General features: G+C 72.9%; 19 protein-coding genes. 8 read left to right on the top strand and 11 right to left on the bottom strand.

Features of this window, described 5'->3' with window-relative positions; genetic code table 11:
• Positions 1-17 precede the first annotated feature (17 nt).
• The 3 genes from ACZ9QC_RS38150 to ACZ9QC_RS38140 all read left to right on the top strand — a co-directional run bounded on the left by ACZ9QC_RS38150 (position 18) and on the right by ACZ9QC_RS38140 (position 3,586).
• Positions 18-1,076, top strand: a complete 1,059-nt coding sequence (locus ACZ9QC_RS38150) for a zinc-dependent alcohol dehydrogenase (RefSeq protein ID WP_472921922.1) — start codon at positions 18-20, stop codon at positions 1,074-1,076.
• Positions 1,077-1,111: 35 nt separating this feature from the next.
• On the top strand, positions 1,112-2,245 hold the full coding sequence (locus tag ACZ9QC_RS38145; RefSeq protein ID WP_472917268.1) for a PP2C family protein-serine/threonine phosphatase: 1,134 nt from the start codon (positions 1,112-1,114) through the stop codon (positions 2,243-2,245).
• 159 nt (positions 2,246-2,404) lie between these two features.
• A complete protein-coding gene (locus tag ACZ9QC_RS38140) occupies positions 2,405-3,586 on the top strand; it encodes a macro domain-containing protein (RefSeq protein WP_472917267.1) in 1,182 nt (393 codons plus the stop codon).
• A gap of 277 nt (positions 3,587-3,863) precedes the next feature.
• On the opposite strand, the gene ACZ9QC_RS38135 is transcribed toward ACZ9QC_RS38140, so the two are convergent.
• The gene (locus tag ACZ9QC_RS38135) at positions 3,864-4,547 is read right to left on the bottom strand and encodes an RES family NAD+ phosphorylase (protein ID WP_472917266.1); all 684 of its coding nucleotides are present in this window, start codon (positions 4,545-4,547) and stop codon (positions 3,864-3,866) included.
• Position 4,548: 1 nt separating this feature from the next.
• On the bottom strand, positions 4,549-5,265 hold the full coding sequence (locus tag ACZ9QC_RS38130) for a DUF3168 domain-containing protein (RefSeq protein WP_472917265.1): 717 nt from the start codon (positions 5,263-5,265) through the stop codon (positions 4,549-4,551).
• Positions 5,266-5,430: 165 nt separating this feature from the next.
• Here ACZ9QC_RS38130 and ACZ9QC_RS38125 point away from each other — a divergent pair, with 165 nt between their 5' ends.
• A complete protein-coding gene (locus ACZ9QC_RS38125; RefSeq protein WP_472917264.1) occupies positions 5,431-10,521 on the top strand; it encodes a CHAT domain-containing protein in 5,091 nt (1,696 codons plus the stop codon).
• A gap of 6 nt (positions 10,522-10,527) precedes the next feature.
• Here ACZ9QC_RS38125 and ACZ9QC_RS38120 read toward each other — a convergent pair whose 3' ends face one another.
• The 7 genes from ACZ9QC_RS38120 to ACZ9QC_RS38090 form a co-directional block, all read right to left on the bottom strand.
• On the bottom strand, positions 10,528-11,115 hold the full coding sequence (locus ACZ9QC_RS38120) for a hypothetical protein (RefSeq protein ID WP_472917263.1): 588 nt from the start codon (positions 11,113-11,115) through the stop codon (positions 10,528-10,530).
• Between the two features lies 1 nt (position 11,116).
• Positions 11,117-12,685, bottom strand: coding sequence for an AAA family ATPase (locus tag ACZ9QC_RS38115; protein ID WP_472917262.1), 1,569 nt, complete (start codon positions 12,683-12,685; stop codon positions 11,117-11,119).
• Positions 12,686-12,711: 26 nt separating this feature from the next.
• A complete protein-coding gene (locus ACZ9QC_RS38110) occupies positions 12,712-13,266 on the bottom strand; it encodes a hypothetical protein (protein ID WP_472917261.1) in 555 nt (184 codons plus the stop codon).
• Positions 13,263-13,595 carry a hypothetical protein gene (locus ACZ9QC_RS38105; RefSeq protein WP_472917260.1) on the bottom strand — a complete coding sequence of 111 codons (333 nt, stop codon included), beginning with the start codon at positions 13,593-13,595 and terminating at the stop codon, positions 13,263-13,265. Before ACZ9QC_RS38105 ends, ACZ9QC_RS38110 begins: the two co-directional genes overlap by 4 nt.
• Before the next feature lie 58 nt (positions 13,596-13,653).
• A complete protein-coding gene (locus ACZ9QC_RS38100) occupies positions 13,654-15,438 on the bottom strand; it encodes a hypothetical protein (protein WP_472917259.1) in 1,785 nt (594 codons plus the stop codon).
• Positions 15,439-15,497: 59 nt separating this feature from the next.
• Entirely contained in the window at positions 15,498-15,965 is a 468-nt protein-coding gene (locus ACZ9QC_RS38095) for a hypothetical protein (RefSeq protein WP_472917258.1), read from the bottom strand.
• Positions 15,966-16,143: 178 nt separating this feature from the next.
• Positions 16,144-17,298 carry an FUSC family protein gene (locus ACZ9QC_RS38090; RefSeq protein ID WP_472917257.1) on the bottom strand — a complete coding sequence of 385 codons (1,155 nt, stop codon included), beginning with the start codon at positions 17,296-17,298 and terminating at the stop codon, positions 16,144-16,146.
• Between the two features lie 319 nt (positions 17,299-17,617).
• Between ACZ9QC_RS38090 and ACZ9QC_RS38085 the strand changes: the two genes are divergently transcribed.
• The 3 genes from ACZ9QC_RS38085 to ACZ9QC_RS38075 all read left to right on the top strand — a co-directional run bounded on the left by ACZ9QC_RS38085 (position 17,618) and on the right by ACZ9QC_RS38075 (position 19,835).
• The gene (locus ACZ9QC_RS38085) at positions 17,618-18,304 is read left to right on the top strand and encodes a GAF and ANTAR domain-containing protein (protein WP_472917256.1); all 687 of its coding nucleotides are present in this window, start codon (positions 17,618-17,620) and stop codon (positions 18,302-18,304) included.
• Positions 18,305-18,690: 386 nt separating this feature from the next.
• Entirely contained in the window at positions 18,691-19,575 is an 885-nt protein-coding gene (locus ACZ9QC_RS38080) for an SDR family oxidoreductase (protein ID WP_472917255.1), read from the top strand.
• Positions 19,576-19,664: 89 nt separating this feature from the next.
• Positions 19,665-19,835 (top strand): hypothetical protein, encoded by a 171-nt coding sequence (locus ACZ9QC_RS38075; RefSeq protein ID WP_472917254.1) that lies wholly within the window; start codon positions 19,665-19,667, stop codon positions 19,833-19,835.
• A gap of 141 nt (positions 19,836-19,976) precedes the next feature.
• On the opposite strand, the gene ACZ9QC_RS38070 is transcribed toward ACZ9QC_RS38075, so the two are convergent.
• On the bottom strand, positions 19,977-20,540 hold the full coding sequence (locus tag ACZ9QC_RS38070) for a hemerythrin domain-containing protein (RefSeq protein ID WP_472917253.1): 564 nt from the start codon (positions 20,538-20,540) through the stop codon (positions 19,977-19,979).
• 310 nt (positions 20,541-20,850) lie between these two features.
• On the opposite strand from ACZ9QC_RS38070, the gene ACZ9QC_RS38065 reads away from it, so the two are divergent.
• Entirely contained in the window at positions 20,851-22,086 is a 1,236-nt protein-coding gene (locus ACZ9QC_RS38065) for an IS701 family transposase (protein WP_472915873.1), read from the top strand.
• A gap of 129 nt (positions 22,087-22,215) precedes the next feature.
• Here the strand turns inward: ACZ9QC_RS38065 and ACZ9QC_RS38060 are convergent, their stop codons facing one another.
• A complete protein-coding gene (locus ACZ9QC_RS38060) occupies positions 22,216-23,070 on the bottom strand; it encodes a GNAT family N-acetyltransferase (RefSeq protein ID WP_472917252.1) in 855 nt (284 codons plus the stop codon).
• Positions 23,071-23,264: the final 194 nt, after the last annotated feature.

The following is a 23,264-nucleotide window of genomic DNA, read 5'->3' as shown; positions in this document are numbered from 1 at the left end:
AAAGACCCGTGGACCTCATGCGCGCGTTCGTCCTCACCGCCCCCGGTTCGTACGAGGTCCAGGAGCTCCCGGTGCCGGTGGCCGGGCCCGGGGAGGTCGTCGTCGACGTGGAGCGGGTCGGGGTGTGCGGCACCGACATGGAGTTCTTCACCGGCACGATGGCCTACCTCCACCAGGGGCACGCGGCCTATCCGATGCGCATCGGCCACGAGTGGGCCGGGCGGGTCTCGGCGGCCGGGGAGGGCGTCGACCCGGCCTGGGTCGGCCGGCGCGTCATGGGTGACACGATGCTGGGCTGCGGCGGCTGCCGCCGCTGCCTCCGCGGCGACCAGCACGTCTGTGAGCGGCGCCTGGAGGTCGGCATCCGCGGGGGTCTGGCCGGTGCGCTGGCGGAGCGGCTCGCCGTACCGGCCACCTCCCTGCACGGCCTGCCGGACTCGGTGGACGCGGTGCTCGGCGCGCTGGTGGAGCCGGGCGGCAACGCGCTGCGCGCGGCGGAGGCGGCCGCGACCCGGCCGGGGGACCGGGCCCTGGTCCTGGGCCCCGGGACGATCGGTCTGCTGGTCGCGCTGTTCCTCCGGGCCACGGGTGCGGAGGTCCACCTCATGGGCGAGAACGCCCCCTCCCTCGCCTTCGCGCGCGGCCTGGGATTCGAGCACACCTGGACCGAGGACTCCCTCCCGGACCTCCCCTTCGACGCCGTCGTCGACGCCACGAACGCGGCCCGACTGCCGCACCGCGCGGTGGAGTTGGTGGAGCCGGGCGGCCGCGTGGTCTACATCGGGCTGGCCGCCGTGCCCAGCCGGATCGACACCCGCGCGCTCGTCCTCAAGGACGTCACGGCCGTCGGTGTCCTGTCCGCCTCCCCCGGACTCGACGCCGCCATCCGCGCGTACGCCACCGGCGTGATCGACCCCCGGCCGCTCGTCGCCGCCACGGTGGCCCTCGACGAGGTCGGCCCGGTGCTCGCCGGTGAGCGCCCGGCCGGGGCCGGAGCCGGGCCGAAGGTCCATGTCGACCCGCGGCTCCGGCCGCTCCGGCGGGGCGGTTCCCGCCCGTGGGAGGACCCGGCTTAACGTACGGGGAGATCACGATCTGCCCGGGAGTTGGCATGGCCGGTATCCGCCGGAAGAGACCCGTCGAGGCCGTCGACGCCTTCGAGGCCATCGAACCGCCGCACAACGCCGAACTGATCCTCGGCGTGCTGGCGGTCACCGCCGTGGTGGAGGCGCTCGGGGTGCTGTCCGGGTCCGAGGTGTGGCTGCTCGGTCTGCTGGTGTTCCTGCCGGGCACGGCGTCCGCGCTGTGCACGGTCCGCCAGACGGCGTTCGTCGCCGCGTGGACCACGCTCGTGGTCACCACCACGGCGGTGGTGCGCAACGTCGACGCCGACCGGTGGCTCGACCGGCTCCTCCTCGTGCTGCTCACCCTCGCCCTGGGCGTGGCGTCGGTGTACGCCTGCCACCGGCGCATCCGGCGCGAGAACGAGATGTTCCGGCTGCGCTCCACGGCGGCGGCCATGCAGCGGCACATCCTGCACCCTCTCCCGCTGCTCACCGGCGACGTGCTGGTCAACGGCGTCTACGAGCCCCTCCAGGAGGACCGGCTGGTCGGTGGGGACATCTACGACGTCGTCGACTCGCCCTGGGGGACCCGGGTGCTGATCGGGGACGTCCAGGGCAAGGGACTGGCCGCCGTGGGCGCCGCGTTCGCCGTCATCGGCACCTTCCGCGAGGCCGCCCATCGCGAGCCCACGCTCACCGCCCTCGTCGACGCCCTGGACGCGGCGGTCGTGCGGCACAACTCCTACGCCGAGCACACCGGTGACGACGAGCGCTTCGTCACCGCCCTCGTGATCGGCATCGACGCGCACGGCGACGAGGTGCAGGCCGTCAACTGCGGGCACGTCCCGCCGCATGTGCTGCACGAGGGCACGGTCACCACGGCCGCGCTGGACTCCGGGGTCCCGCTCGGCCTCGCCGAACTGGCCCTGGAACCCACGATCGTGGGCTGGTTCGCGTTCCCGGAGGGCGCGACGCTGCTGCTGAGCACCGACGGCCTCACCGAGACCCGGGCCGCCGACGGCACGTTCTACCCGGTCGAGGAACGCCTCGCCGAGCATCTCGACCTCTCCCCCACCGAGCTGCCCCGGGCCCTGTACGAGGACGCCCGCGCGTACGCGGGCGGCGGCGGCCGGCACGACGACGTGGCCGTCCTGACGGTCCGCCGGTCACCACGCCACTGATCCGGGACCGAACAGGGTTTGCACAGCGGGAGACGGGGCTGCGTGTGACGACGGTGCGTCCTGAACCGCTCGACCCGTGAACTCGCTCGGCAGGGACCGTTTTCTCCCGATCGTCCCAAACCGCTTGCCCGGCGTGGACGCCCTGCTCATCCTTGAGCGGTGACCGATGAGTTGGAGCGGGGCGCCCCCGGTGTCCCGACCGTGTTGCACAAGCTGATGGACGAACTGGGCCGGGTCCGCGCGCTGGGGCTGCTGCGGCTGCACGAGGCGGAGTTGGAGACACTGCACGCCTGCGTCGCGGGCCGGACACCCGGTGCGGAGACCGGGGAGACATCCGCACCGGGCGTCCGGGTGGAACCGGAGGCCGTCGAGCGACTGTTGCACACCGTGGTCCTGGGCCTCGACGGGGCGCTGCTGCGCGACGCGGCCCTCCACTCGTTCGGGTTCGCCTCCGGCACCCGCGACCTGTCGGGCAAGGAACGCCGGGAGCGGGCGGCCCATGTCTACCGGGTCGGGGCGGAGCGGTTCCGCAAGCATCAGGAGAAGCTGATGCTCCAACAGGTCGCGCGAGCCATCCTGAACGGGGAGGGCCACGACGCCACGCCCGTGCCTAGCACCCGGGAGGGTCCCTCCGAGGGGGCGGTCGGCGCGGCACCGCCGGCGGATGCCGTCCTTCCCGTCCGGGCGGGACGCCACGTGGTGCGGACCGCCTTCTCCCACGGGGACGTCCTGCTCACCGTGCATGTGGCGCCCATCGAACTCGTCACCGGCGTGGACGTCCTGGTCTCCTCGGAGAACATCTACTTCGAGATGTCCAAGACGTTCCGTCGCACGGTCTCCGGCAGTCTGCGACGGGCCGGTGCCACCAAGGACTCCGTCGGCCGTATCACGGACGACGTAATAGCACGCCAACTCGCGGCCTGGATGCGCAAGTTCGGGGTGCCCGGGCTGCCCGTGGCGGCGGGCACGGTGGCCGTCACCTCACCGGGAGCCCTCGCGGCGCAGGGGGTGCGGCGGATCCTCCACGCGGCGGTCGCCACGCCCTCGGCGACGGGCGACGGGTACGAGACCGCGCCCGACGCCGTCGCGGCGGCCGTCCGGCGCGTGTTCCAGCTGGCGGCGGCGGAGCGCCGTGCGGGACGTGTCCCGCTGCGGTCCATCGCCCTGCCGCTGCTCGGGGCGGGCCGGGGCGGTCTCGACGCGCGGACCAGCGCCGAGACGGTCGTCGGAACGCTGGAGCAGGTGCTGGGGGCCGATCCCGACTGGTCGGTGCATCTGGTGACACGCAATCCGGTCAGCGCCCGTGCGGTGTTCGACGTGCTGAGCGACAGGCGGCCCTGAATCCGACGTGCATTCCACCGACACGCGAGGGAGCACGGTATTCGAATTCTCTCGCCCGGGAATCTCGAATACCGTGCTCTGTTCCTGCCGCATTCCCCCGACTGTCCCCCGTTTTCCCCCGTGTTCTCACTGCGGCCTTCCGATCAGAAGTATGCACGGGCGCCAGGGACGCCGGAACCCCTTTTAGCGATCCCCCGGGGAAATCCGGAAAGCTACCGGTTCCCGCCCGGAAAGCGCCCGGGAGGAACGGGCGGGGGCGGGGTGGGGGCGGGCGGTGTCAGGAGCCGATGCCCGGCGCGGGGTCGACGGTCCCGATCTCGACGCGGTAGTCCTCCAGGGTCTCGGCCAGCCAGCGCAGACCGTCCGTGTCGTCGAGGATCCTCGGCGGCTCGTCGGTCTCCGTCAGCAGGTCGTTCTCGGCGGCGGACCCGAAGAGGACCAGGGACTCGTTGGGTCCGTCCAGCCGCGACCGCCAGACGAAGCCGTCCGCCCAGTCCGCCTCGCCGCGCAGCCAGTGCCCCCAGCGCCGGGTGAACGCGTACTCCGTGGGGTCGGACTCCACCAGCCACCAGTCGCTCTGCTGCACGGCGTTGAGGTGGACGATGCTGCACAGGGAGACCAGTTCGACGTCCCGGGTGAGCCGCACCTGGGACAGCAGTCTGCCGTCCAGTTCCTTCCGCGGCAGGACGCGGGAGTTGCCCAGGCCGTCGAAGCGCAGGGTGCGGACGAACCTCTCGATGATCGCGGTCTCGGGTTTGGGGGCCGCGTACAGGTAGGCGTAGGAATCGTTCGGCGTGCTGTCGAAGCGACCGCCGCCGAAGTGGTGGTCCTGCGGCTCCGGGTTGAAGTGGTGCGCCCTGCGGCGCCGCGAGTGCACCCGGTAGAAGACCTCGCCCGCCCGGCGGACCACCCTCCTGGCGTTCGCGGTGCCCTTCTCGGGCAGTTTCGCTCCACGAGCCATGTCAGTCGTCCTCCCCCACCACGCTCGCGGCGGCGAGCAGTTGATCGTCCAGCCCCGTGCCGAGCAGGGTCGCCGGCACGGCGTCCAGCCACGGATTGGGCCCCAGCCACCAGTCGGCCACCCCCCACGGGTCGGCCGCCGCGCCGAGCATCGCGTTGATGGCGAGCACCAGCGGCCGGGGGCGGCCCTCGCCGTCGAACTGGAACGCGGGCAGTTGCTCGGGCCCCGCGGACGCGCGGAGCCTGATCAGTCCGGGCTGGTCGGCCGCGACGCCGAAGAGTTCCGTCAGGTCCGTTTCCGTCAGGGCGGGCTCGGCCAGCAGGCGCTCGCGCGCCGAGGCCCACCGCACCGCGCCCGGCGGTGCGCCACGGGACCCCCGGACCCCCTCTGCGCCCCCGCCGGGCAGGCCCGTCCCACCCGGCAGGGCCGGCCCGCCCAGTGCGAAGCGGTCCAGGAGCACCTCGTGCGGCGGCCGCTGGACGAGCGACGAGGAGGTGTAGCGCCGGCTCACCGCCCGCCCCTCGTCGCCCGGCAGGGCCGTGCGCAGATGGGCGGCGACGGCGCGGGCGATCCCGCGCAGCCGTTCCTCGCTCCCGCCCTCGGCGACGAGGTCCAGCAGGACGTCGAGTTGTTCCCGGTCCTCCGGGGCGAGTTTTTCCCGGATCGACTGCGGTTCCGACACGAGCGCGGCGATTAGTTGCTGCTCGTACTCGTCCATTCGTTCCCCTCCTGGAATCCGGAATCCGGATGCGGCCGTACGCTAGTGAGCTACGATCCGATTGGCAATTCGAGAGCCGGTACGGGGAGCATTCCCCGAAGCGGGCAGGGGGATTTCGTGTACACCGGGAATCAGGGAATCGATGATCACTCCGGGGAATCCGGGATGTCGGATCGTTTCGCTCGGATCGACCTCGTCGTACAGCTCCTCGAAGCGGCCGAGGACGCTTTGGAGAGGGAAGGCCGGGAGCACGTCGTGGACCTCCTCGACGAGGTGGAGCGGAACCTGACGGAGCTGACCGACTCCTCCACCGGCCCGGCCGAACTCCGGCTGCTGCTCGGGATGTCCGCCGACGCGGCCAGGCTCCGCTACGCGTACGGCCAGGCACCCGCCGACCTGGACGACACGATCGCGCGCCTGGACCTCGTACATTCCCTGGCCACCGAGGCGTACTCCTCCCCCGGGCCCGGCACCCCGCCCGACCGCGCCGACCTGGTGCTCGTCCGCCGTGAACTCGCCCTCGACCTCGCGGAACGCTGGCGTACGAACGAGCCCGGCACCCGGCGGTCGGCCGACGCGGACCGGGTCGTCGACCTGCTCGGCCCGATCCTCAGTGGCCCGGACGTGCGGCACCTGCCGGACGCCACCTTGTGCCGGGCGGTGCTGGGTCTGGTGCTCTCGGACCGCTGCCGCTGCCCCGACCACGACAGTCCGGAACGGCTCGCGGACCGCCGCGCCGCCGTCGGACTCCTGCGGTCGGCACACGACTCCGACGACCTCGACGCGGACCTGCGCCCCGCCGTGGCCTTCGATCTCGCGATGCTGTCCTTGCTCGAACTGGGTGACCGCTACGAACAGTCGGCCCCTTCGAGCCCTCGGCCCCCGGATCCCGCCGTCGAGTTCGGGGGCGTGCTCGACTTGCTGCGGCCGCTGCTGAGCGACACCGGCCCCGGAGGCGGCGACGCGGCCGAGCTGGGCGCGGACGCGTGCGACGCGCTGACGCAGTACGACACCGGTCAGCGGGCCCAGGCGATCGCCGTGGACTGGTACCGGACCGCCCTCGCCCATCCCGCGCTGCCCGAGGAGGCCTCCCACCGGATCGCGACGAACCTGGGGCTGGCCCTCGCGGAACGGTCCGAACGCAATCGCGCGGCCCAGCACCCCGACGACCCGGCACCGGCCCATGACCGCGCCGAGGCCGGAGCCCTGTGGGAGGAGGCACTGACCCGCCTCCCCGGGACAGGCGAGGCGAGGGTGGCGTGTCTGGCCGGGATCGTCGACCTGCTCTGGGTCGAGCTGTCGAACGGACTGCTGGACGACGACGGCGTGGACCGGCTCGCGGCCCGCGCACGTGAACTCGCCTCCCTCGTCGCGCCGGACGACACCGACCGGGCCGAACTCGTCCTCAAGACCGCGATCACCCTGAACCAGCGGGCGATCGACCGCGGTATGCCGTACGCGTACGACCTGTCCAACAACGCGCTCACGACCGGCACCGCGGACCCGGCCCTGTCGCCCGCCCGGGCCGCGCCCCGCATGGTGGCGGACCTCCGCGAGGCCATCGGCCTGCTGCGCACGGCGACCGGCCTCTACCACCACGAGGACGAACTCCACCTGGGCGCCCAGTGTGTGCTGGGCGTCGCCCTGCTGCTGGACTTCGCCTGCGCGCTGCCGAAGGTCCGGCACGAGTCCCTCCGCGACGCCCTGCGGATCCTGCGCGTCGTCCTGGAACGCGCCCCGGCCGACAGCGAGTTCCGCGACGACAACCTGCACGCCTCGTTCCGCACCGCGATGCTCTACCGCGTCTGGTACACGGACCCGTTCACCGTGCCTCAGGAGTCCGGGGACCGGCCGGTGCCGGACGTCACCGGGTTTCCCACCGTCGAGGACGATCTGCACCTGCTCGCCGGGCTGCTGGACCCGGCCGCCACGGAGCAGGAGCCGTACTTCGTCTTCCTCTCCGTCATGGTGGGCTTCCTGCGCTCACCGGACGGCATGCCGTCGGCGGCGGACTGCCGCGTCTGGTCGGACCGGTTGCGGCGGGCCGCACCGCTGCTCGAACCGGAGGCCTGGGGCCTCAAGGCCATGATGCTGGCCGTGGCGGGCACCCTGGGGCTCGTCCTGGACCGTTCGGGAGAAGCCACGCTCACGGACCGGGCCACCACCACGGCGACGCTCCGTCAGGCCCGAGCCCTGCTGCCGCCGGGATCCGCGACGCGCGTGATGGTCGACGAGGCGCTGCGGCAAGGGGCGGTGGCCGACGTCCGGACGCTGCTGGGCACGCTGTTCCCGGCCGCCGCACGCCGGCAACGGACGGACGCGGCGCCGGGGAACCGGCCGCAGAGCCCCGCACCCGGCGCCTCCGGCCCGGCGGAGCCGCCGGAGGACGAGGGCGCGCTCACCCCGCCCACGATCGACCCGGCCGCGACCGTACTGCTCGGGGACGGCACGCCCGACCCGTTCGCCCTGCCGTCCGGCCGGGTCGCAGAGATCCTCGGCGGCGACGGGGCCCCGGCGAGCGCGGCCGTGGCCGCCGCACGGGCCCTGCTGCACTACCGCCGCTGGCTCCGCGAGCGCGACGGCCAGGACCTGACGAGCGCGATCGCCCTCGTCCGGCGGGCCCTCTCCACCCCGGACACGGCGGGGGACGCGACGACGGCAGCGCAAGCCACGACCTCGGGCAACGGCAACGAGCACGGGGCGCCACCGGCCTCCCCGGCGCTGGCCGACCGGTGTGCCGAATTCCTGGCCCATCTCCTCCTCGACCGGCATGTCCTGCTGGGCGACCACGCCGATCTCGACGCCGCCGTGCACGAGTACGACGTGCTGCTCGAACGCACACCCGAGGACCTCGTCCGTCCGCCGCTGCACACCGTGCTGGCCGAGGCCGGGGATCCGCGCGTGCCGCCGCACGTCTTCCGCGCCTCGGAGCCGACGGGCGGCCACGCCCCCTTCAGGAGTGAGCTGTTGGCCGCCGCGGGCACGGCGTGGCTGCTGCTCGCGCGGTCCCGTCGGCGGCCCTCCCCGACGCTGGCCGCCGACGCCGTGCGCGCCTGGCAGGAAGCCGGGCGCACACTGCCCGCGGACCATCCCCGGATGCCGGCCGTACGTACGGAACTGGCGGCGCACGCCCTGCGCGAGGCACGCGAGACGGGGGACACCGAGGCGGTCGAGGCCGCCGTGGGCGCGCTCGTCGAGGCCGCGACGGCCTGTCCGGCCGGGAGTCCGCACCGCCCCGCGCTGCGTCTGCGCGCGGCGGCGGCCCTCGCGCGGCGCACGGCCGTCGCGGGGCAGGCGGCGCCGGACCGGCTCGACGCCCTCGGTCGGGGCATCGCCCTGTTGAGGGGTGCGGCGGCGGAGGGGCCGCACGAGTTCCACGGGTCGCGCGGGCGGTGTCTGTACGGGCTGGGCACCCTGCTGCTCACCCGGCACCTGGAGTCGGGGCTGCGCGAGGAGTTGGAGGAGGCGGTCGCCGTCCTGCGCGAGGCGTGGGTGGTGCTCAACGCGAGCCCTGGTGACCCCTTCGCCATCGCGCTGATCCGGACGATCGCCCTCGCCCATCGCGCCTTCGGCCCGCAGGAGGCCGAACACCGGCGGCAGTCCCGTGAGACGGGCAGATCGGCGCTGACCGCGTACGGCCGCGCCGTGCTGCTGCAGTCGGGCGCGGACCACGGGCTCGAAGCCGCGCGGGCCATCGCGCCGGACATGCTGCGGCTGGTCCGCTGGAGCCTCGCCGACGGGCTGCCCGAGGCGGCGTTCGAGGCGCTCGAACTCGGGCGCGGGCTGGTGCTGAACGCGACGACGATGAACGTCACCGTCCCCGACCTGCTGCGCGAAGCCGGTCACGCGGAGCTGGCCGACGCCTGGGTGCGGGCCGCCGTCGACGGTGGCCGGCTGAGCGAGGTGCCCGACGATCTGCGGCGCCGCGTCCTGGAGGCGCTGGCGGGCGGCGCCGCCGAGAAACGGCTGCTGTCCGCGCCCCGTCCGGGAGTGCTCGGGCGCACGCTGCGCCGGATGGGGACCGACGCGCTGGTCTATCTCGTGCCCGGCGAGGACGGGGCCTGCGGCCATGCGGTGATCGTCACGGCGACCGGAGCAGTCCGTTCGCTGCGGCTGCCCGGGCTGACCTCGGTGCCCACCGGCCCCGTCGGCGCGTACGACACCGCTCTGCAGGCCTTCCAGGAGGAGGGCCGTCGGGAGCCGCCCGCCCCGCACCACCCGCTGGTCATGCACGAACGCCGTCGCAAGGCGCTGCTCCTGCTGGAGGGTCGGTGGCGGTCGGCTCTGGGGCGGCTGTGCTCATGGGCCGGGCAAGTCGCGATGGAACCGCTCCTGGCGGCCGCCGAGACCTGGTGGCCCGGCCGTGTTCCACGGCTCGTTCTCGCGCCCGTGGGCCCGCTGGGCATCGTCCCCTGGCACGCGGCCCGCCGGCCGGTGTCCACGACCTCGACCCCGGGCGGGCGGGAGGCGGCGAAGGCCGGCCACGCGTGCGAGCGGGCCGTCATCTCGTACTGTGCCAGCGCCCGTCAGCTCATCGAGGTCGCCGCCCGCCCCACGGCCGTCCTCGGCCAGGGCCATGTGGCCGTCGTGGTCGACCCGGACGGCTCGCCCACCATGCACCGTGAAGCGGCGCTCGTCGCCTCCCTCCATCCGCGGGTCACCGTGATCGGCGGCATGGGCGGGGGCACGGGCACCGGCGGGGCGGCGCTGCCGCCGGAGCCGCGGTCGCTCGAACCGTTCCTGCCGGGACGGGGGCCCTCGCCGACCGCGCTGCTGCACGTCAACTGTCACGCGGACACCGGCACGACCTCCAACGACTCCGTCCTCAAACTGGACGCCACGCACACGGTGTCGGTGCAGGACCTGCTGACCGGCGCCGCGGGCCGCGATCCCGGGATGCCCGGTGGCACGGTGCTGCTCGCCAACTGCACGAGCGATCTGACCCTGAGCGACCACGACGAGGCCCTGACCCTGGCGACGGCCTTCCTGGGCGCGGGCGCCACGGCGGTCGTCGGCTCCCGCTGGGCCATCGCTGACGACCCCCGGACGACGCTGCTGGTGCTCCTCGTCCACCACCACATGAGACAGGGCACGCCACCCCGGGACGCGCTGCGGGCGGCCCAGTTGTGGATGCTGGACCACGACCGGGTGCTGCCTGCCGAACTGGCCGCGTGCGAGGCGCTGTTGGCGGACGCCACGACCGGGCCGCCGGACGAGCTGGAGATCTGGGCGTCGTTCACGCACCACGGTCAGTAGGGGGCGTCAGCCATCGGTGTCGTCGACGCCCAGATCGCGGCGCATCTCCTGGCGCATGTCCGCCAGGAGTGTCCACGCCTCGCGGACCTCCGGGTCGAACGCGTCCAGTGTCCCGGCGTCCAGGGGCACGGCGGCTAGGAACTTCCGGAGCGTGCCATACCCGCTGTTGAGCTGCCTGCTCGCGGCGCCCGCGGTGACCAGCACGGCGGTCGGCAGGATCAACTGGGCCTCGGCGTAGGCCTCGCGGTGGGCGGCGCGGCGCTCGTCCAGTCGCTGTGCGCAGTCCTCCACCCCGCTGCCGTCCCGCAGGGCGTGCCACAGGTTGACCTGGGCGGTCTGGTACTGCCGGGCGGCGGTGTTGAGGGCGACGCAGCAGGCACGCCGCAGCTCGTGCCGTTCGCGCCCCCGGGCCGCGACCAGCTCGGCCCGGCGCACCCGCTCGGCGTGCTCGCGCTCCTCGCCCTGCTGCCGGGCCAGCGCCTGGAGTTCCAGTCGTTTGGTGCGGTCGGCCCGGCTCTGCGTCAGCAGGGCGGCGCCCAGCGTGCCGACGACGCCGACCGTGGCGACCGCCAGGGCCACCCACGCGTCCCCCATCTCAGGTGTCGCCGAGGACGACCACCCTGCGCGCGGTGCCCGCTCCGGGAGTGGTGGTGGCCGGGCCGGGCCGTCCGGCGGGTACCGCGCGTTCCCGGCCCCAGGCGCGGATCTCCTCGATCTGTTCGGGGTTGCTGCGGCTGAGGGGAGCCGTGTTGGCGAAGGTGTCCTCGACGAACGAGGCGTCGAGCCGCTCCACCCCGCCGCCGAGCAGGACCTCGGCGCCCACGTCGTGCAGGGCCGATTCGATGTCGGAGCCGGCGAAGCCCTCGGAGAGGTCGACGAGACGGTCGAGCTGGTCCGGGTGGGGTTCGGCCTTGACGTAGCGCCGGTAGTAGAGGGCGATGATCTCCCTGCGGTCCTGGTCGTCCGGCAGGTCCACGAAGAACAGTTCGTCGAAGCGTCCCTTGCGCAGCAGCTCGGGCGGCAGGCTGCGCACGTCGTTGGCGGTGGCGACGACGAAGACCCGGGAGTCCGACTCCTGGAGCCAGAACAGGAACTGTCCGATGATGCGCTGCTGCACGCCGGAGCTGTCGTGGCTGCCGGCCAGTCCCTTCTCGATCTCGTCGATCCACAGGATGCAGGGGGCGACCCGGTCGGCGGCGTCCAGCGCCTCCCGCATCCGTCCCTCGGACTCGCCCAGGTAGCGGCCGTGGATGCTGGCCATGTCCAGTCGGTACAGCGGCAGCCGCCACTGCTGGGCGATGGCCTTCGCCGACAGGGACTTCCCGCAGCCGGGGACGCCGACCAGCAGGACACCGCGCGGCGGGCGCAGTTGGGTGCCGCGCAGGTCGGTGTGGATGAGCCGGTGTTTGCGCTCCAGCCAGCCGCGCAGGCTGGTCAGGCCGCCGACGGAGTAGTCGACGTCCTTGAGGGCGAGGCGTTCGAGTCCGGCGAGGTTGTTGAAGATGCGGTCCTTGGAGCTGGCGAGGGTCAGCACGTCGGCGGCCTCCACGGACCCCTTGGCGATGAGGGTGGCCATGAGGTTCACCGCCTCGCCCTCGGTGACGCCCTGGAGGAACTCGGCGGCCCGGCGGGCGTCGTGCTCGGTCCAGGCGATGGAGACCACGCCCCGGTGGTCGGTGAGGAAGCCGCTGATGGTGGCGTACATCTCGTCGGCGTTCGGCAGGTCCAACTGCAGGCTCATACCGAGTCGTTGCAGACCGCTCCAGATCGGGTTGTCCGTGATGAGGACGACGCATCCGGCGTGGGTGTCGGCGATCCGCGCCAGTTCGGCGACGTTACGGGTGAAGGGGGTGTCGGACTCCAGCTCGCCTGGGTCGACCAGGACGAGGGTGGCGTGGGGGCGGGCGGCGAACTGGGCGGCGGCGAAGTCCATGGCGCCGGTCAGCGAGCGGTCGTCGAGGACGGCCGCTCCCGACCGCAGATCACGCAGTCCGGTGGCTCTGGTGTGGATCCAGAACTGCTGGTTGGCGCGCCTCGGCTGGGTCGCCACCTCTTTGAGCATGCGCAGGGCGCGGGCCTGTTCGATGGTGCGCAGTCCGACGACGGGCACCCGGGCGGTGAGGTAGTTGTCCAGGTCACGCTTGCTGTCGGAGTAGTTCGACATGGTGGGTCTCCGGGGTGCCGTTGCCGTCAGTCGGGGGTGACGATGCGCCGTCGTCCGGTCGGCTCGTACCAGCCGGCCGGGGGCGGGGCGGAGGGTTCGGACAGGACGGCGGTGAGGGGGTTGTCGCGCAGGGTGCGGCGCCGGGTCTCGACGGCGTGGGGGTCGGCGCCGTCCGCGAGCAGGGCCCGCACACCCCGTTCGAGTTCCTCCTGCAGTCGGCGGGTGTGCTCGTCCATGAGGGTCGCCATGCGGGCGCGGAAGTCGGCGGGCAGGCTCGGGTGGGTGACGACGGAGCGGACGGAGCGCAGCACGTCGCGGCCACGGGTGAGGGCCCGGCCCACCGAGAACTCGTCGGCCGCGTCGTTCACCTCACGCACCATCAGGTCCAGTCCGCCCTGGAGGCGGCGGTCGACGGCGGAGGCGATGCGGGCGAGCAGACGCTGCCAGGTGTCGGCGGGCAGGTCGTCGGGGGACAGCGGGGGCAGTTGGACGAGGTCGGGGCGGGTGCCGTCGGCCCATTCGTCCAGGGTGCGGGCCCAGCTCAGGTAGTCGCTGTCGCCTCCCCACCGGGCGCGGCTCACAGGTCCCTCTGGGGTCGGCGTACGAGTTGTTCACCGGGCGGCAGGGGGTCCCAGGCCGGCAGGTCGGTCACGGTCCGCCGCAGCCGTCGGGTGACGGGATCGGGCGCGGGCTGCCCCGGCGGCCGGGCCGGCCCCGAGGCCCAGGGGGCGGGTGCGGGGGACGGTGCAGCGGGGTCGGACGGCGGAGGGGCGGCGGGGTCGCGCTGGTCGGGGACGTCCGGCGGCTGGGCCGGCCTGGGGGGCGCGGCGAGCGGGCGCAGGTGCTCCGGGATCTCCGGTCTGAGCCAGGGCGGCGCCGCGTCGGGCGAGAAGGCGAGATCGTCGCTCATGGTCGTTTCCTCTCGGTGGTCTCGGCCGCTCCGGGTGGTCCCGGTGGTCCCGGTGGAATCAGTCGCCGGTTCCGACGACGCGGCCCTCGAACGGGGAGGGCGCGTTGGTCGCGGTGTTCAGGGACGCGATGAAGGTGCGGGCCTCGGCCTCGACGAAGTCGGCGGCCCAGTACTGCTGTTGCCAGTCGGTGAGTTCGGCGTGGGCGCCCCGGAGCCGGTCGAGTGCCTCCGCCATGTGCCGGCTGAGCAGTTCGCGGGCCTTCTCCTGCGCGGTGCGCCCGGCCTCGGCACGGTTGTGCAGGACGATCCCCCAGATCCCTCCGACGGCGATCGCCGCGAGGAAGGCGAAGCCGACGTTCACACCGAGGAACACCACGAGGATGGCGGCGACCGTGGCACCGAGGAGGGCGAGCTGGGAGGTGTAGTTGTAGGCGAGCGACTTGACGTACAGGTCGACGTAGCCGCTCCAGTGCCGGGTCAACGACGCCTCCAGGTCGGGCAGGTCGTCGGTGAGCGGCTTGGTCCAGGTGGTGAGCTTGAAGCGCTGGGTGCCGTGGCTGACGCCGTAGGTGTTGCGCAGGGAGATCTCGATCTTCGGCGGCATCGCTGCCCGGTAGTCGCGGCTGAATCCGGCGTGCGCCTGCGCGAACCACTCCTGGCACGACGCGACGGCCATCCGCTGCGCCGCCGGCGAGGCGCCCACGGCCGTGGGGTCGAGGGCGGCGACCGACTGCACGCTCAGATAGTTGCGGGTCTCGTCCAGCGCCTCGGACCGCATGTCCACCTCCTGGCGGGCGGCGTCCTCGTCCCCCTCGTGGCGCACGATGGCCTCGTTGAGCAACAACTCGCGTTGCAGGGGGAGTTCCTCCTCGTCCGAGTTGCGGACCAGACCGTCGAGGATGTCGTCGACGGTGTCCTCCAGGTGGGAGGCGGGCAGGAGTTCGCTCTCCATGAGGGCGCGGAAGCGGGCGAGGAGTGCCTCGTGCGCGCGGGCACGGGCGAGGAGGTCGTCCAGCACCGGCCACTGCGGGCACACATCGGCAAGGCGCGGGAAGTCGTCGGCGGCCGAGGGGGCGCGCAGCGAGTCGATCTCCTGACGCCAGCGCGCCACCTGGGCGGCGCGTACGGCGTCGTCGTCGAGCAGGCGCTGCCGCCACTCCTCCAGGGTTTCGGCGAGTAGTTGACGGCCCCGCGCCCCGAAGGCGCCCTGGGAGACGCACTCCAGGATGACCTGGAACTCCCGGCCGAGCACCCGGGGGTCCTGGCCCTCCAGGTAGTGCCGCAGCCAGCGCACGGACGCGTCCTGCCGCCCCTGTCTGCGCAGGATCAGGGCGAAGAAGAGGGAGGTCTTCGAGGTCGAGCGCCGGAACGCCTCCTCCACGGCCCGCGCGCACAGCGCCTCGTCGTCGCCCGCCCAGGCGGCCAGCCCGACCAGGGCGGGGGCCAGCCAGTAGCGCGGCGTCTGGATCATCAGCTCCTCGCTGACCTGCCGGACCGTCTCCTCCTGGACGAGCCCGGTGTCGAAGGCCTGGAGGATGCCGGTGGCGGAGCGGCGGACCACCTTGTGATGGCCGTACGTGTGCTCGATCTCGTCGTTGATGCGGACGATCCGGGTCTCGGCGCGCTGGGCGGCGGCGATGCGTTCGGATCTCCCGACGAACTCCAGGAACTTCTCGTAGAGCACGTCCAGGCGGTCCTTCGTCTGCGCCTGTACGGCCTTGACGTCGCGGACCTCTTCGTCCACCTGCTCGATCTGACCGCCGAGCGAGCGGACGGAGCGGTCGAGCTGGCGCTCCAGGTTGATGAGTCTGCTGACGATCGGGCCGAGGTTGATGTCGCTCACGCGGGTCTCCGTTCCCTGCCGTGTCGTTCTGCTGAAGCGCGGTCCGCCTGTGCGCCGGCTCAGGGCCTGACGACGCTGCCGTCGGGCAGCACGGGCAGCACCAGTCCGTCGGCGTACACCTCGACGAACGCGTACGCGCCCGAGCGGGCCAGCATGCGGGCGGCGTCGAACGGCGGCGGCATGACGTCCTGTGCCGCGCAGTGCCCCAGGATGCGCCCGTCGAGGCCGAGCCGATGGTCCACGTAGGGGGAGCCGAGCAGGCAGGGCGCGACGAATCCCACGGGCACCGGCGCTCCCCGGCTCACGTACTGCTCGTGCAGCCAGGCAGCGATGTCCCGGACCGAGGCGTCGTCCACGGCGGCGTCCAACCGGCGCAGCCGGCCGAGGAGTTCCGGCGTCCGGGTGGCGAACAGCTGCCGGGTCGCGGCCGGCCCCGTCGTGGACGGCGCGGCGGTCCGGGCACCGCTGTGCGCGACGAACGTGCCCGGAGGGACGACGACGCGGCGAGGCCGCTCAACGGAACCCATGAATGCCCCCTGCTGAACATGGACCGACAGGCGTCCCTTCAGGTGACGCTCGGTATCCGAAGGGTAGTGACGCCTCGTCAACTGCGCCTAACTTGAGCGGTATCCATCGACAATGACCGTTTACTACCCGGATAAGTACCGGATAACTACCGGGCCGCCCACCGTGACCGACGCCGGCTCAGTGCTGGACGAGCTGGTCGGCCAGGCGGTGGGCCTGGGCCAGCAGCGTCCCGTACGTCACCAGCGCGTCGGGGTCGTCGGCGACGGCGGGCAGCCGACCGCGGAAGTCGTCGAGGGTGCGGTGGAGTTCCCCGACGGCCTCGCGCAGCTCCTCCGCGCCGGCGTCGTCGTGGCCGCCCGGGGCGAACCGGGTCCGTCCGTAGAGGCTGACGGCGCGGGCGGTGCGGTGCAGGAAGTCCGCGTAGGGCCGGGCGATCGCCTCGGCCGGGCGGGCGGCCTTCCCCCCGCCGTCGGCGGCCTCCCACACCGTCCGGGTCACGCCCGAGGTGTGGACGGCCACCTGGTCGAGCACGGCCAGCGCGTCGGCGTACGCGTTGCCGGGCGGGGCGACGGCGTGCCTGCGGCGCCCCCACGGGTTGACCCGCATGCTCTCCTTGCTCCAGCCGATGGCCTGCCGCGCCTGGTCGACCAGCCGCCCGAGCCGCAGTGCGCGCTCGTGCCACTCCCCCGCCTGGCGCCCTTCCCACTCCCCGGCGGCCAGCCCTTCCGCGACCGCGTCCAGGATCGACTCGGCCTCCCGGGCCGCGTCCCACAGCGCGGCGCGGGTGTCGCGCAGATACACCGGGGGCCTGATCAGCGCGTTGACCGCGACGCCCACCAGGGCGCCGAAGACCGCCTCCGCGATGCGCGCGGCCGAAGCGGCGACGGTGACCTGGCCGCCGGTCAGCACGAAGAGCGCGCCCGTGGCGGCGTAGACGCCCTGGCTCCCCAGCCGTTGCCACTGGCCCAGCAGCAGCACCGTCGGCAGCACCAGGGCCATCGTGGCCAGCGTGTGGTCCAGTACCAGGGCCACGCCGGTGGCCACCACCGTGCCCACCGCGATGGCCCCGAGCTGCTGCAACCCGTGGGCGAGCGACCGGAACACCGTGGACTCCACCAGGACGACCGCCACCCAGGGCGCCACGAACGCCATGGGGGCCGCGAGCCACCAGCCCGCGACCGCCCACGCCAGCCAGGCGGCCAGCGCCGCCTTGCCGGCCTGCGCCACCAGATCCCGTTCCCGTCCCGGTCCGGCCCACGCCAACCGCACCGTCCGTACGGCCGCCGCACCGCGCCGCCGTGTCGCCCGCATCACCCTGCCGGTCCACTCCATGCCCCACCAAGTGCCACGACAGCGGCGACCCGCACCTGCCGATCGTGATTCCGCGGCGGACAGCCACGGTGGGCGGCCTGGTCCGCGCCCGGGGCGCGACGTTGATCGACTACGCGGCCTCCAAGGCCGCGCTGATCACCGCGAGGTCATCGCCGTGACCGGCGGCATCGTCGACACCCGGTGACCCGCGCCCACCGTGACGACGGTGGCGTACCGTGCGCCGCCCCGGGAAGGCGGCAGTCGTGGCCGCCTCTCCGCGGGGTCGCGTGCGAGGCTTGATACGTCGAAATATCCCGGGCCGGGCGAAACGGAGGACGGTGTGGACTGGGATCGGTTCGCCCAGCAGATGGCGTCGATGGCGCGCGACCTGCTGGCACAGCCTTCGGTCGACTCCACACTGGAGCGGATCACGGCCTCGGCCACCGAACTGGTGGAGGGCTGCGACGCGGCCGGCATCCTCGTGGTACGGGGCACGTCCGCGGAGACTCTCGCTCCCACGGACCAGCTGGTCGTCGACAGCGACCGGCTGCAGGAGCGGCTGCGGGAGGGGCCCTGTTTCGACGCCGCCCGTGATTCGGAGGGCGAGCGCGTCTTCCGTATCTCCGACTTCTCCGCCGAGCAGCCGCGCTGGCCGGCCTACGCACCGCAGGCACGCGGTCTCGGGGTGGGCAGCATGATGGGCTTCCTGCTCTTCACCGACGACGAGGACCTCGGCGCCCTGAATCTCTACTCGCGCGAGCCCGGCGCGTTCACCGAGGTCAGCGAGTTGGCCGGCTGGCTGCTGGCCTCGCACGCGGCGGTCGCCTTCTCCAGCGCGCGCACCCATGCCCAGCTGGAGCAGGCCGTCGCCACCCGCCATGTGATCGGCGAGGCGATGGGCATCCTCATGGGCAGCCACCAGCTGACCGAGGAGCAGGCGTTCGACGTGCTGCGCCGCTTCTCGCAGGAGCACAACATCAAGCTCCGCGAGGTCGCCCGCCGGGTCTGCGAGCAGGGCAGCCTCTGATGCCACGGCGCGTGGGCCGGACCGTGACACCAGGGCGGATGGGCCCCTGACGCGTCCAGGGGACGGCTCCTCCGGCACGTTGTCAGAACCAGAGAAGCCTGGCCGGGCCGACCCCCAGGGGAGCGCCGTCGTACCCGTCCTCCCCACCAAGTCCCCCCGCCTCGGCTCCCCACACCCCGGAACCACCGACCACTTCCGACGGATTCGGCCACAGCCGAACCCGACGGCCGACACGGCGTCGAGCGGGCCGGTGCGGGCACCGCCACGCGGCGTCGACCAGGCACGTCCGGACGCCCCTCGCGGCGTCGAGCGGGTCCGTTCGGGTACCCGGCACGGGCACGCGGGGGCGACCGTCCTCCGCCACCACCCGACGAAGGGCCGTACCCATGAACGACGACGACGTGCGGAACCCGGTCGAGCGGCATCCCCGGCCGGACCTTCCCCAGCAGGATCAGGACCATCCCGGCTGGACCGGTCCGATGGACCCGCCGCCCGACCACGGGGAGGACTCCTACCGGGGCAGCGGACTGCTCCAGGACCGCAGCACGGTACTGACCGGAGGGGACTCCGGTATCGGCCGCGCGGTCGCCCTGGCGTACGCCCGGGAGGGCGCGGACGTCCTCTTCACCCATCTGCCGGAGGAGGCCGAGGACGCCCGGGAGACGGTCCGGCTCGTCGAGGAGGCCGGGCGGAAGGCGATCGCCGTCCCCTGCGACGTACGCGACGAGGAGCAGTGCCGTCGCCTGATCGAGCGGGCCGTCGACGAGTTCGGCCGGATCGACGTGCTGATCAACAACGCCGCCTACCAGATGGCGCAGTCCGACGGCATCGGCGCGATCACCACGGAGCAGTTCGACCGGGTGGTGCGGACGAACCTCTACGGCATGTTCTGGCTGTGCCGGGAGGCCCTGCCGCACATCCCGGCGGGCGGCTCGATCATCAACACCACGTCCGTGCAGGCGTACAAGCCGAGTCCGCACCTCCTCGACTACGCCATGACCAAGGGCGCGATCGTGACGTTCACCCAGGGGCTGGCGCAGATGGTCGCCCCGGACGGCATCCGGGTGAACGCGGTGGCGCCGGGGCCGGTGTGGACGCCGCTGATCCCGGCGACGCTCCCGGACACGAAGGAGTTCGGCAAGCAGGCGCCGCTCGGCAGGCCCGCCCAACCCGCCGAGATGGCACCGGCGTACGTGTTCCTCGCCTCCGACCGGGCGAGCTTCGTCACGGCGGAGATCCTCAACGCCACCGGCGGCACCCCGCTGCCCTGAGGGCCGTTTGAGCGCTCCGGCACCGGGCACCCGTGGGCGCGACAGCAGGAAGCGGTTCGCATTCGGGTTCGGAAAGAAGATGAGTTGCCGTGAGCACCCACACCGTCGAAAAACTCGTCGTCCGCGAGAGCGGCTGGGCCGAGGCCCGGCGTCGGCGCGGGAAGGGTGTACGCCTGTGCCTGCCGGCCGTGACGGACCGGGAGCGCACGCAGGCAGCGGGGGCCGGGACGGACTCGCACATCGTGAAGGGTGACGACTGACGACGGACGTCGGCCCACGCGGCGGGCGTGGCGAGTCCCTCTCGAAGCAGACCACGACGACGGCGGCGGGGCCGGTGGCCACCAGGATCACCTGGTGGCCACCGGCCCCGCCGCCGTCCGCCCCGTCAGTCGCGTGCCCCGTCAGTCGTCCTTGCCCCGGCCGGACAGCGCGTCCCGCATGCGGTCCACGAGGCCCATTCCGGGGGCGAGCAGCTTGTTGGCCGGCGGGGTGTCCGGGGCCGCCGGGTGCGGCCGGGTCGGGGCCGTCTTCTTGGCCGTGCGGACCTTGTCGCCGAGACTGTTCAGGGCGTCCGCCGAGCAGGCCGCGCGCAACCTGGGGAAGAGGTTGCTCTCCTCGTCCTGGATGTGCGACCTGATCTCGGTCATCAGCTGCGTGGCCAGCAGGTCGAAGTCGTCGTGGTCGGCCTCGCACCCCTCCAGCGCCTTCATGGTGCGTTCGGCCTCAGCGTGGTCCTCCAGCTCACGGTCGGCGATCGCGTCACCGTCCGGAAGGTGCTCGCGGACCGCCGGGTAGAGGTACGCCTCCTCGGCGACCGAGTGACGCACCAGCTCGATGGTGACCTGGTCCATGTACTGCTTGCGCTGGGGGTCACCGGAGGGCAGCGCCTCGATCCGGCCGAACATCTCCTCCACTTCCCCGTGGTCCGCGGTCAGTTCGTCGATGACATCTCCACCGTGTCCCATGTCTCCCGCTCCTCTCCTCGATACGACGCCTGCGCCATCCGTACCCGCGAGCCTCGTCGGGCCCCCGGCGCGACCCCGAGTACCCGCGAAAGGCTCAGCCACGCGGCCCTCCCGCGACGTCGTCTGACGGGCGATCGCCGAGCTCGGCAGCGTGCCGGCGGGCGACCCTCACCGACACGGCGGTGGTCGGCGATCGACCGCTAGGGCCCTTCTGATGGACCGCCGCGGCGCCGCGGAGAGCCATCAGAAGGGCCCTAGTAGTGCTTCGTTACGTTGGGTGATCTCGGCTGTTCGTGGGCAGCTTCCTCGGGTGAGGTTGGGGGAGGTGGAACGGCTCCGGGGTGAGTTGGCGGAGTTCGTTGCCGATGTGTTCGGGTCGTTGTCGCGGCGTGATCAGCGGCGGTGGGGCGAGTGTTATCTGCGGGGTCTGATGCTGGACGGTCGGCGCAAGTCGGTCCAGCCGATGGCCGAGCGTCTGCCGGACGGGAACATGCAGGCCCTGCAGCAGTTCGTGAGCCAGTCACCGTGGGATCCGCTGCCGGTTAGGCGGCGGATCGCCGAGCGGCTGTCCCAAGTTGTCGGGCCCGAGGTGTGGGTGATCGACGATGTGTCGTTCCCCAAGTGCGGCACGGCGTCGGTCGGGGTGGCCCGCCAGTACTGCGGAGCGGTCGGCAAACGGGCGAACTGCCAGGTCGCGGTCAGTGTCCATGCCGCCACCGACACCGCCTCGTGCCCGTTGGAATGGCAGTTGTATCTGCCGCGTGAGTGGACGGACGAGCCGGACCGATGCCGCAGGGCAGGCGTCCCCGACGGCGTGGTGCACCGGGAGAAGTGGCGTCTGGCGCTCGGCCTGCTGGACACACTCGCCACCTGGCAGTTGAAGGCGCCGGTCGTGGTCGCCGACGCCGGCTACGGCGTCAGCACCCCCTTCCGGCTCGGTCTGGAGGAGCGCGGGCTGGCCTATGTCCTGGCCCTGACCGGGAAGGAAGTCGCCCATGCGGAGGATGCCGAGCCTGGCCGGCCTGCCTATGGCGGGCTCGGACCGCCCACCCTTCCCCGCTACCGCACCCCACCGCGAGCCGTTTGTGTCCTCGCAGCACAGGCGGGGGCAGAGCGGTTCACCGAGGTGACCTGGAGGCAGGGCAGCAAGGGCGCGATGACCTCACGGTTCGCGGTGCTGAGGGTGCGGCCCGCGGGCAAGCAGTCCCTGGCCGCAGCCCAGGAGGCGGGCGGCGGCCGCAACCGGTGGGACGGCGTCCTGCCTGTCCAGACACTCCTTGTCGAGTGGCCGGACGGCCAGGACACTCCCACGGACTACTGGATATCGAACCTGCCTGCCACCACACCGGCCGCTGACCTGGTGCGATGGGCCAAGATGCGCTGGCGGATCGAGCACGACTACCGCGAGCTCAAGCACGGCCTGGGGCTGGACCACTTCGAGGGCCGCACCTGGCGCGGCTGGCACCACCACGTCACCCTCGTCACCGCCGCCCAGGCCTTCCTCACCCTGCGGCGGCTCGACCCAAAAGTCCGCACACCGGCCTAACCCTCTACCAGGTCCTCGACGTCCTTCAGGACCTGCTGAGGTGCTGGACCGGTACCTGCACCACCTGCGGCCGCCCCCTACCCAGCCCTCGGAGACGCCGCAGACAGCCCACAACCTAACGAAGCACTACTAGGACCGGGCGGGCTGGTCGGCGATCAGCAGGGTGCAACCGGCGGGGCGGAAGCCCAGACGGGAGTAGATGCGGGCCACGGTGTCCTCGGCGTAGGCGAGGAAGACGGTGCGCACCCCGTGGTCGCGGGCGTGTGCGACCAAGGCCGCCGTGACGGCTGCGGCCAGGCCCTGCCGACGGGCGGTGGGCAGTGTGCCGACGCCGCCGATCTCGGTGGTGCCGTCCATCGGATGGAAGTGGCCGACGGCCAGCGGCGTACCGTCCGGGGCGACGGCGGCGACGAGCGCCTTGTGCCCGGCGCGGAGCACGGGCCGGATCGTCGCCACGGTGCCGTCCGCGATCAGCTCCCGGGCCACCGCCGCCAACTCCGCTCGGCCGGCCGCGCCCACGGCGGTGCCCTCGTCCGCGAAGGCCAGCCGCGGCAGGGCGAGGGCCGCGGGCAGCACGGGATCGTCGGCGGTCAGCGCCCGGAGGGTCACACCGTCCGGCACCGGATGCGGGGCGATGCGGTGGGACGGGTCCAACGCCATCAACGGGCGTTCCAGCACCGGCAGTCCAGAGTCCTCGATCGCGGTCCGCAGCGCCGGCGCCGACTCGGCCAGCCACTCGAACGACTCCGGGACACCGAGTTCACGCTGCCGGGCCCGGACCCGCGCGATGTCGGCGGCATCGATCGCTGCGGCCATTCCCACCGTGGGCTGGGCGTGACCGGGCCCGCCGTAGTAGGGAGCGCCCGGCTCTTTGCGCACGAAGAGCCGCAGCGGCCCGAACTCCTCGACGTCCGCGAACAGCGACGGCACGGTGGTGTAGTACCGCTCGATACGGGTCCGCAACATTTCGCTCACGGGCCGCATCCCACCACGGGGCGACGCCGTCCCGCATCCGGATTCGTGGGCGATGGTGGGCAGTTGGTCGTCGGGGGCCGTTGGTGTGCGAGACGCACCGGCCCGAAGGGGGCGAACGCGCGCCCATTACGATCTCCTGAGACGAACGCGCGGGGGGTGCGTGGGTGGGTGCACCGTTCCGCGTGAGCGGCGAGGCCATGTTC

The organism is Streptomyces sp. HUAS MS02 (genome assembly GCF_055702265.1).
This window is presented reverse-complemented; position numbering and strand designations above follow the sequence as displayed.

What these genes read in the sequence shown, in the direction of transcription:
- ACZ9QC_RS38150 (WP_472921922.1), top strand. Translation starts at nt 18, where the DNA reads ATGCGCGCGTTCGTCCTCACCGCCCCCGGTTCGTACGAGGTCCAGGAG.
- ACZ9QC_RS38145 (WP_472917268.1), top strand. Translation starts at nt 1,112, where the DNA reads ATGGCCGGTATCCGCCGGAAGAGACCCGTCGAGGCCGTCGACGCCTTC.
- ACZ9QC_RS38135 (WP_472917266.1), bottom strand. Translation starts at nt 4,547, where the DNA reads ATGGCTCGTGGAGCGAAACTGCCCGAGAAGGGCACCGCGAACGCCAGG.
- ACZ9QC_RS38130 (WP_472917265.1), bottom strand. Translation starts at nt 5,265, where the DNA reads ATGGACGAGTACGAGCAGCAACTAATCGCCGCGCTCGTGTCGGAACCG.
- ACZ9QC_RS38125 (WP_472917264.1), top strand. Translation starts at nt 5,431, where the DNA reads ATGTCGGATCGTTTCGCTCGGATCGACCTCGTCGTACAGCTCCTCGAA.
- ACZ9QC_RS38120 (WP_472917263.1), bottom strand. Translation starts at nt 11,115, where the DNA reads ATGGGGGACGCGTGGGTGGCCCTGGCGGTCGCCACGGTCGGCGTCGTC.
- ACZ9QC_RS38115 (WP_472917262.1), bottom strand. Translation starts at nt 12,685, where the DNA reads ATGTCGAACTACTCCGACAGCAAGCGTGACCTGGACAACTACCTCACC.
- ACZ9QC_RS38105 (WP_472917260.1), bottom strand. Translation starts at nt 13,595, where the DNA reads ATGAGCGACGATCTCGCCTTCTCGCCCGACGCGGCGCCGCCCTGGCTC.
- ACZ9QC_RS38095 (WP_472917258.1), bottom strand. Translation starts at nt 15,965, where the DNA reads ATGGGTTCCGTTGAGCGGCCTCGCCGCGTCGTCGTCCCTCCGGGCACG.
- ACZ9QC_RS38090 (WP_472917257.1), bottom strand. Translation starts at nt 17,298, where the DNA reads ATGGAGTGGACCGGCAGGGTGATGCGGGCGACACGGCGGCGCGGTGCG.
- ACZ9QC_RS38080 (WP_472917255.1), top strand. Translation starts at nt 18,691, where the DNA reads ATGAACGACGACGACGTGCGGAACCCGGTCGAGCGGCATCCCCGGCCG.
- ACZ9QC_RS38070 (WP_472917253.1), bottom strand. Translation starts at nt 20,540, where the DNA reads ATGGGACACGGTGGAGATGTCATCGACGAACTGACCGCGGACCACGGG.
- ACZ9QC_RS38060 (WP_472917252.1), bottom strand. Translation starts at nt 23,070, where the DNA reads ATGCGGCCCGTGAGCGAAATGTTGCGGACCCGTATCGAGCGGTACTAC.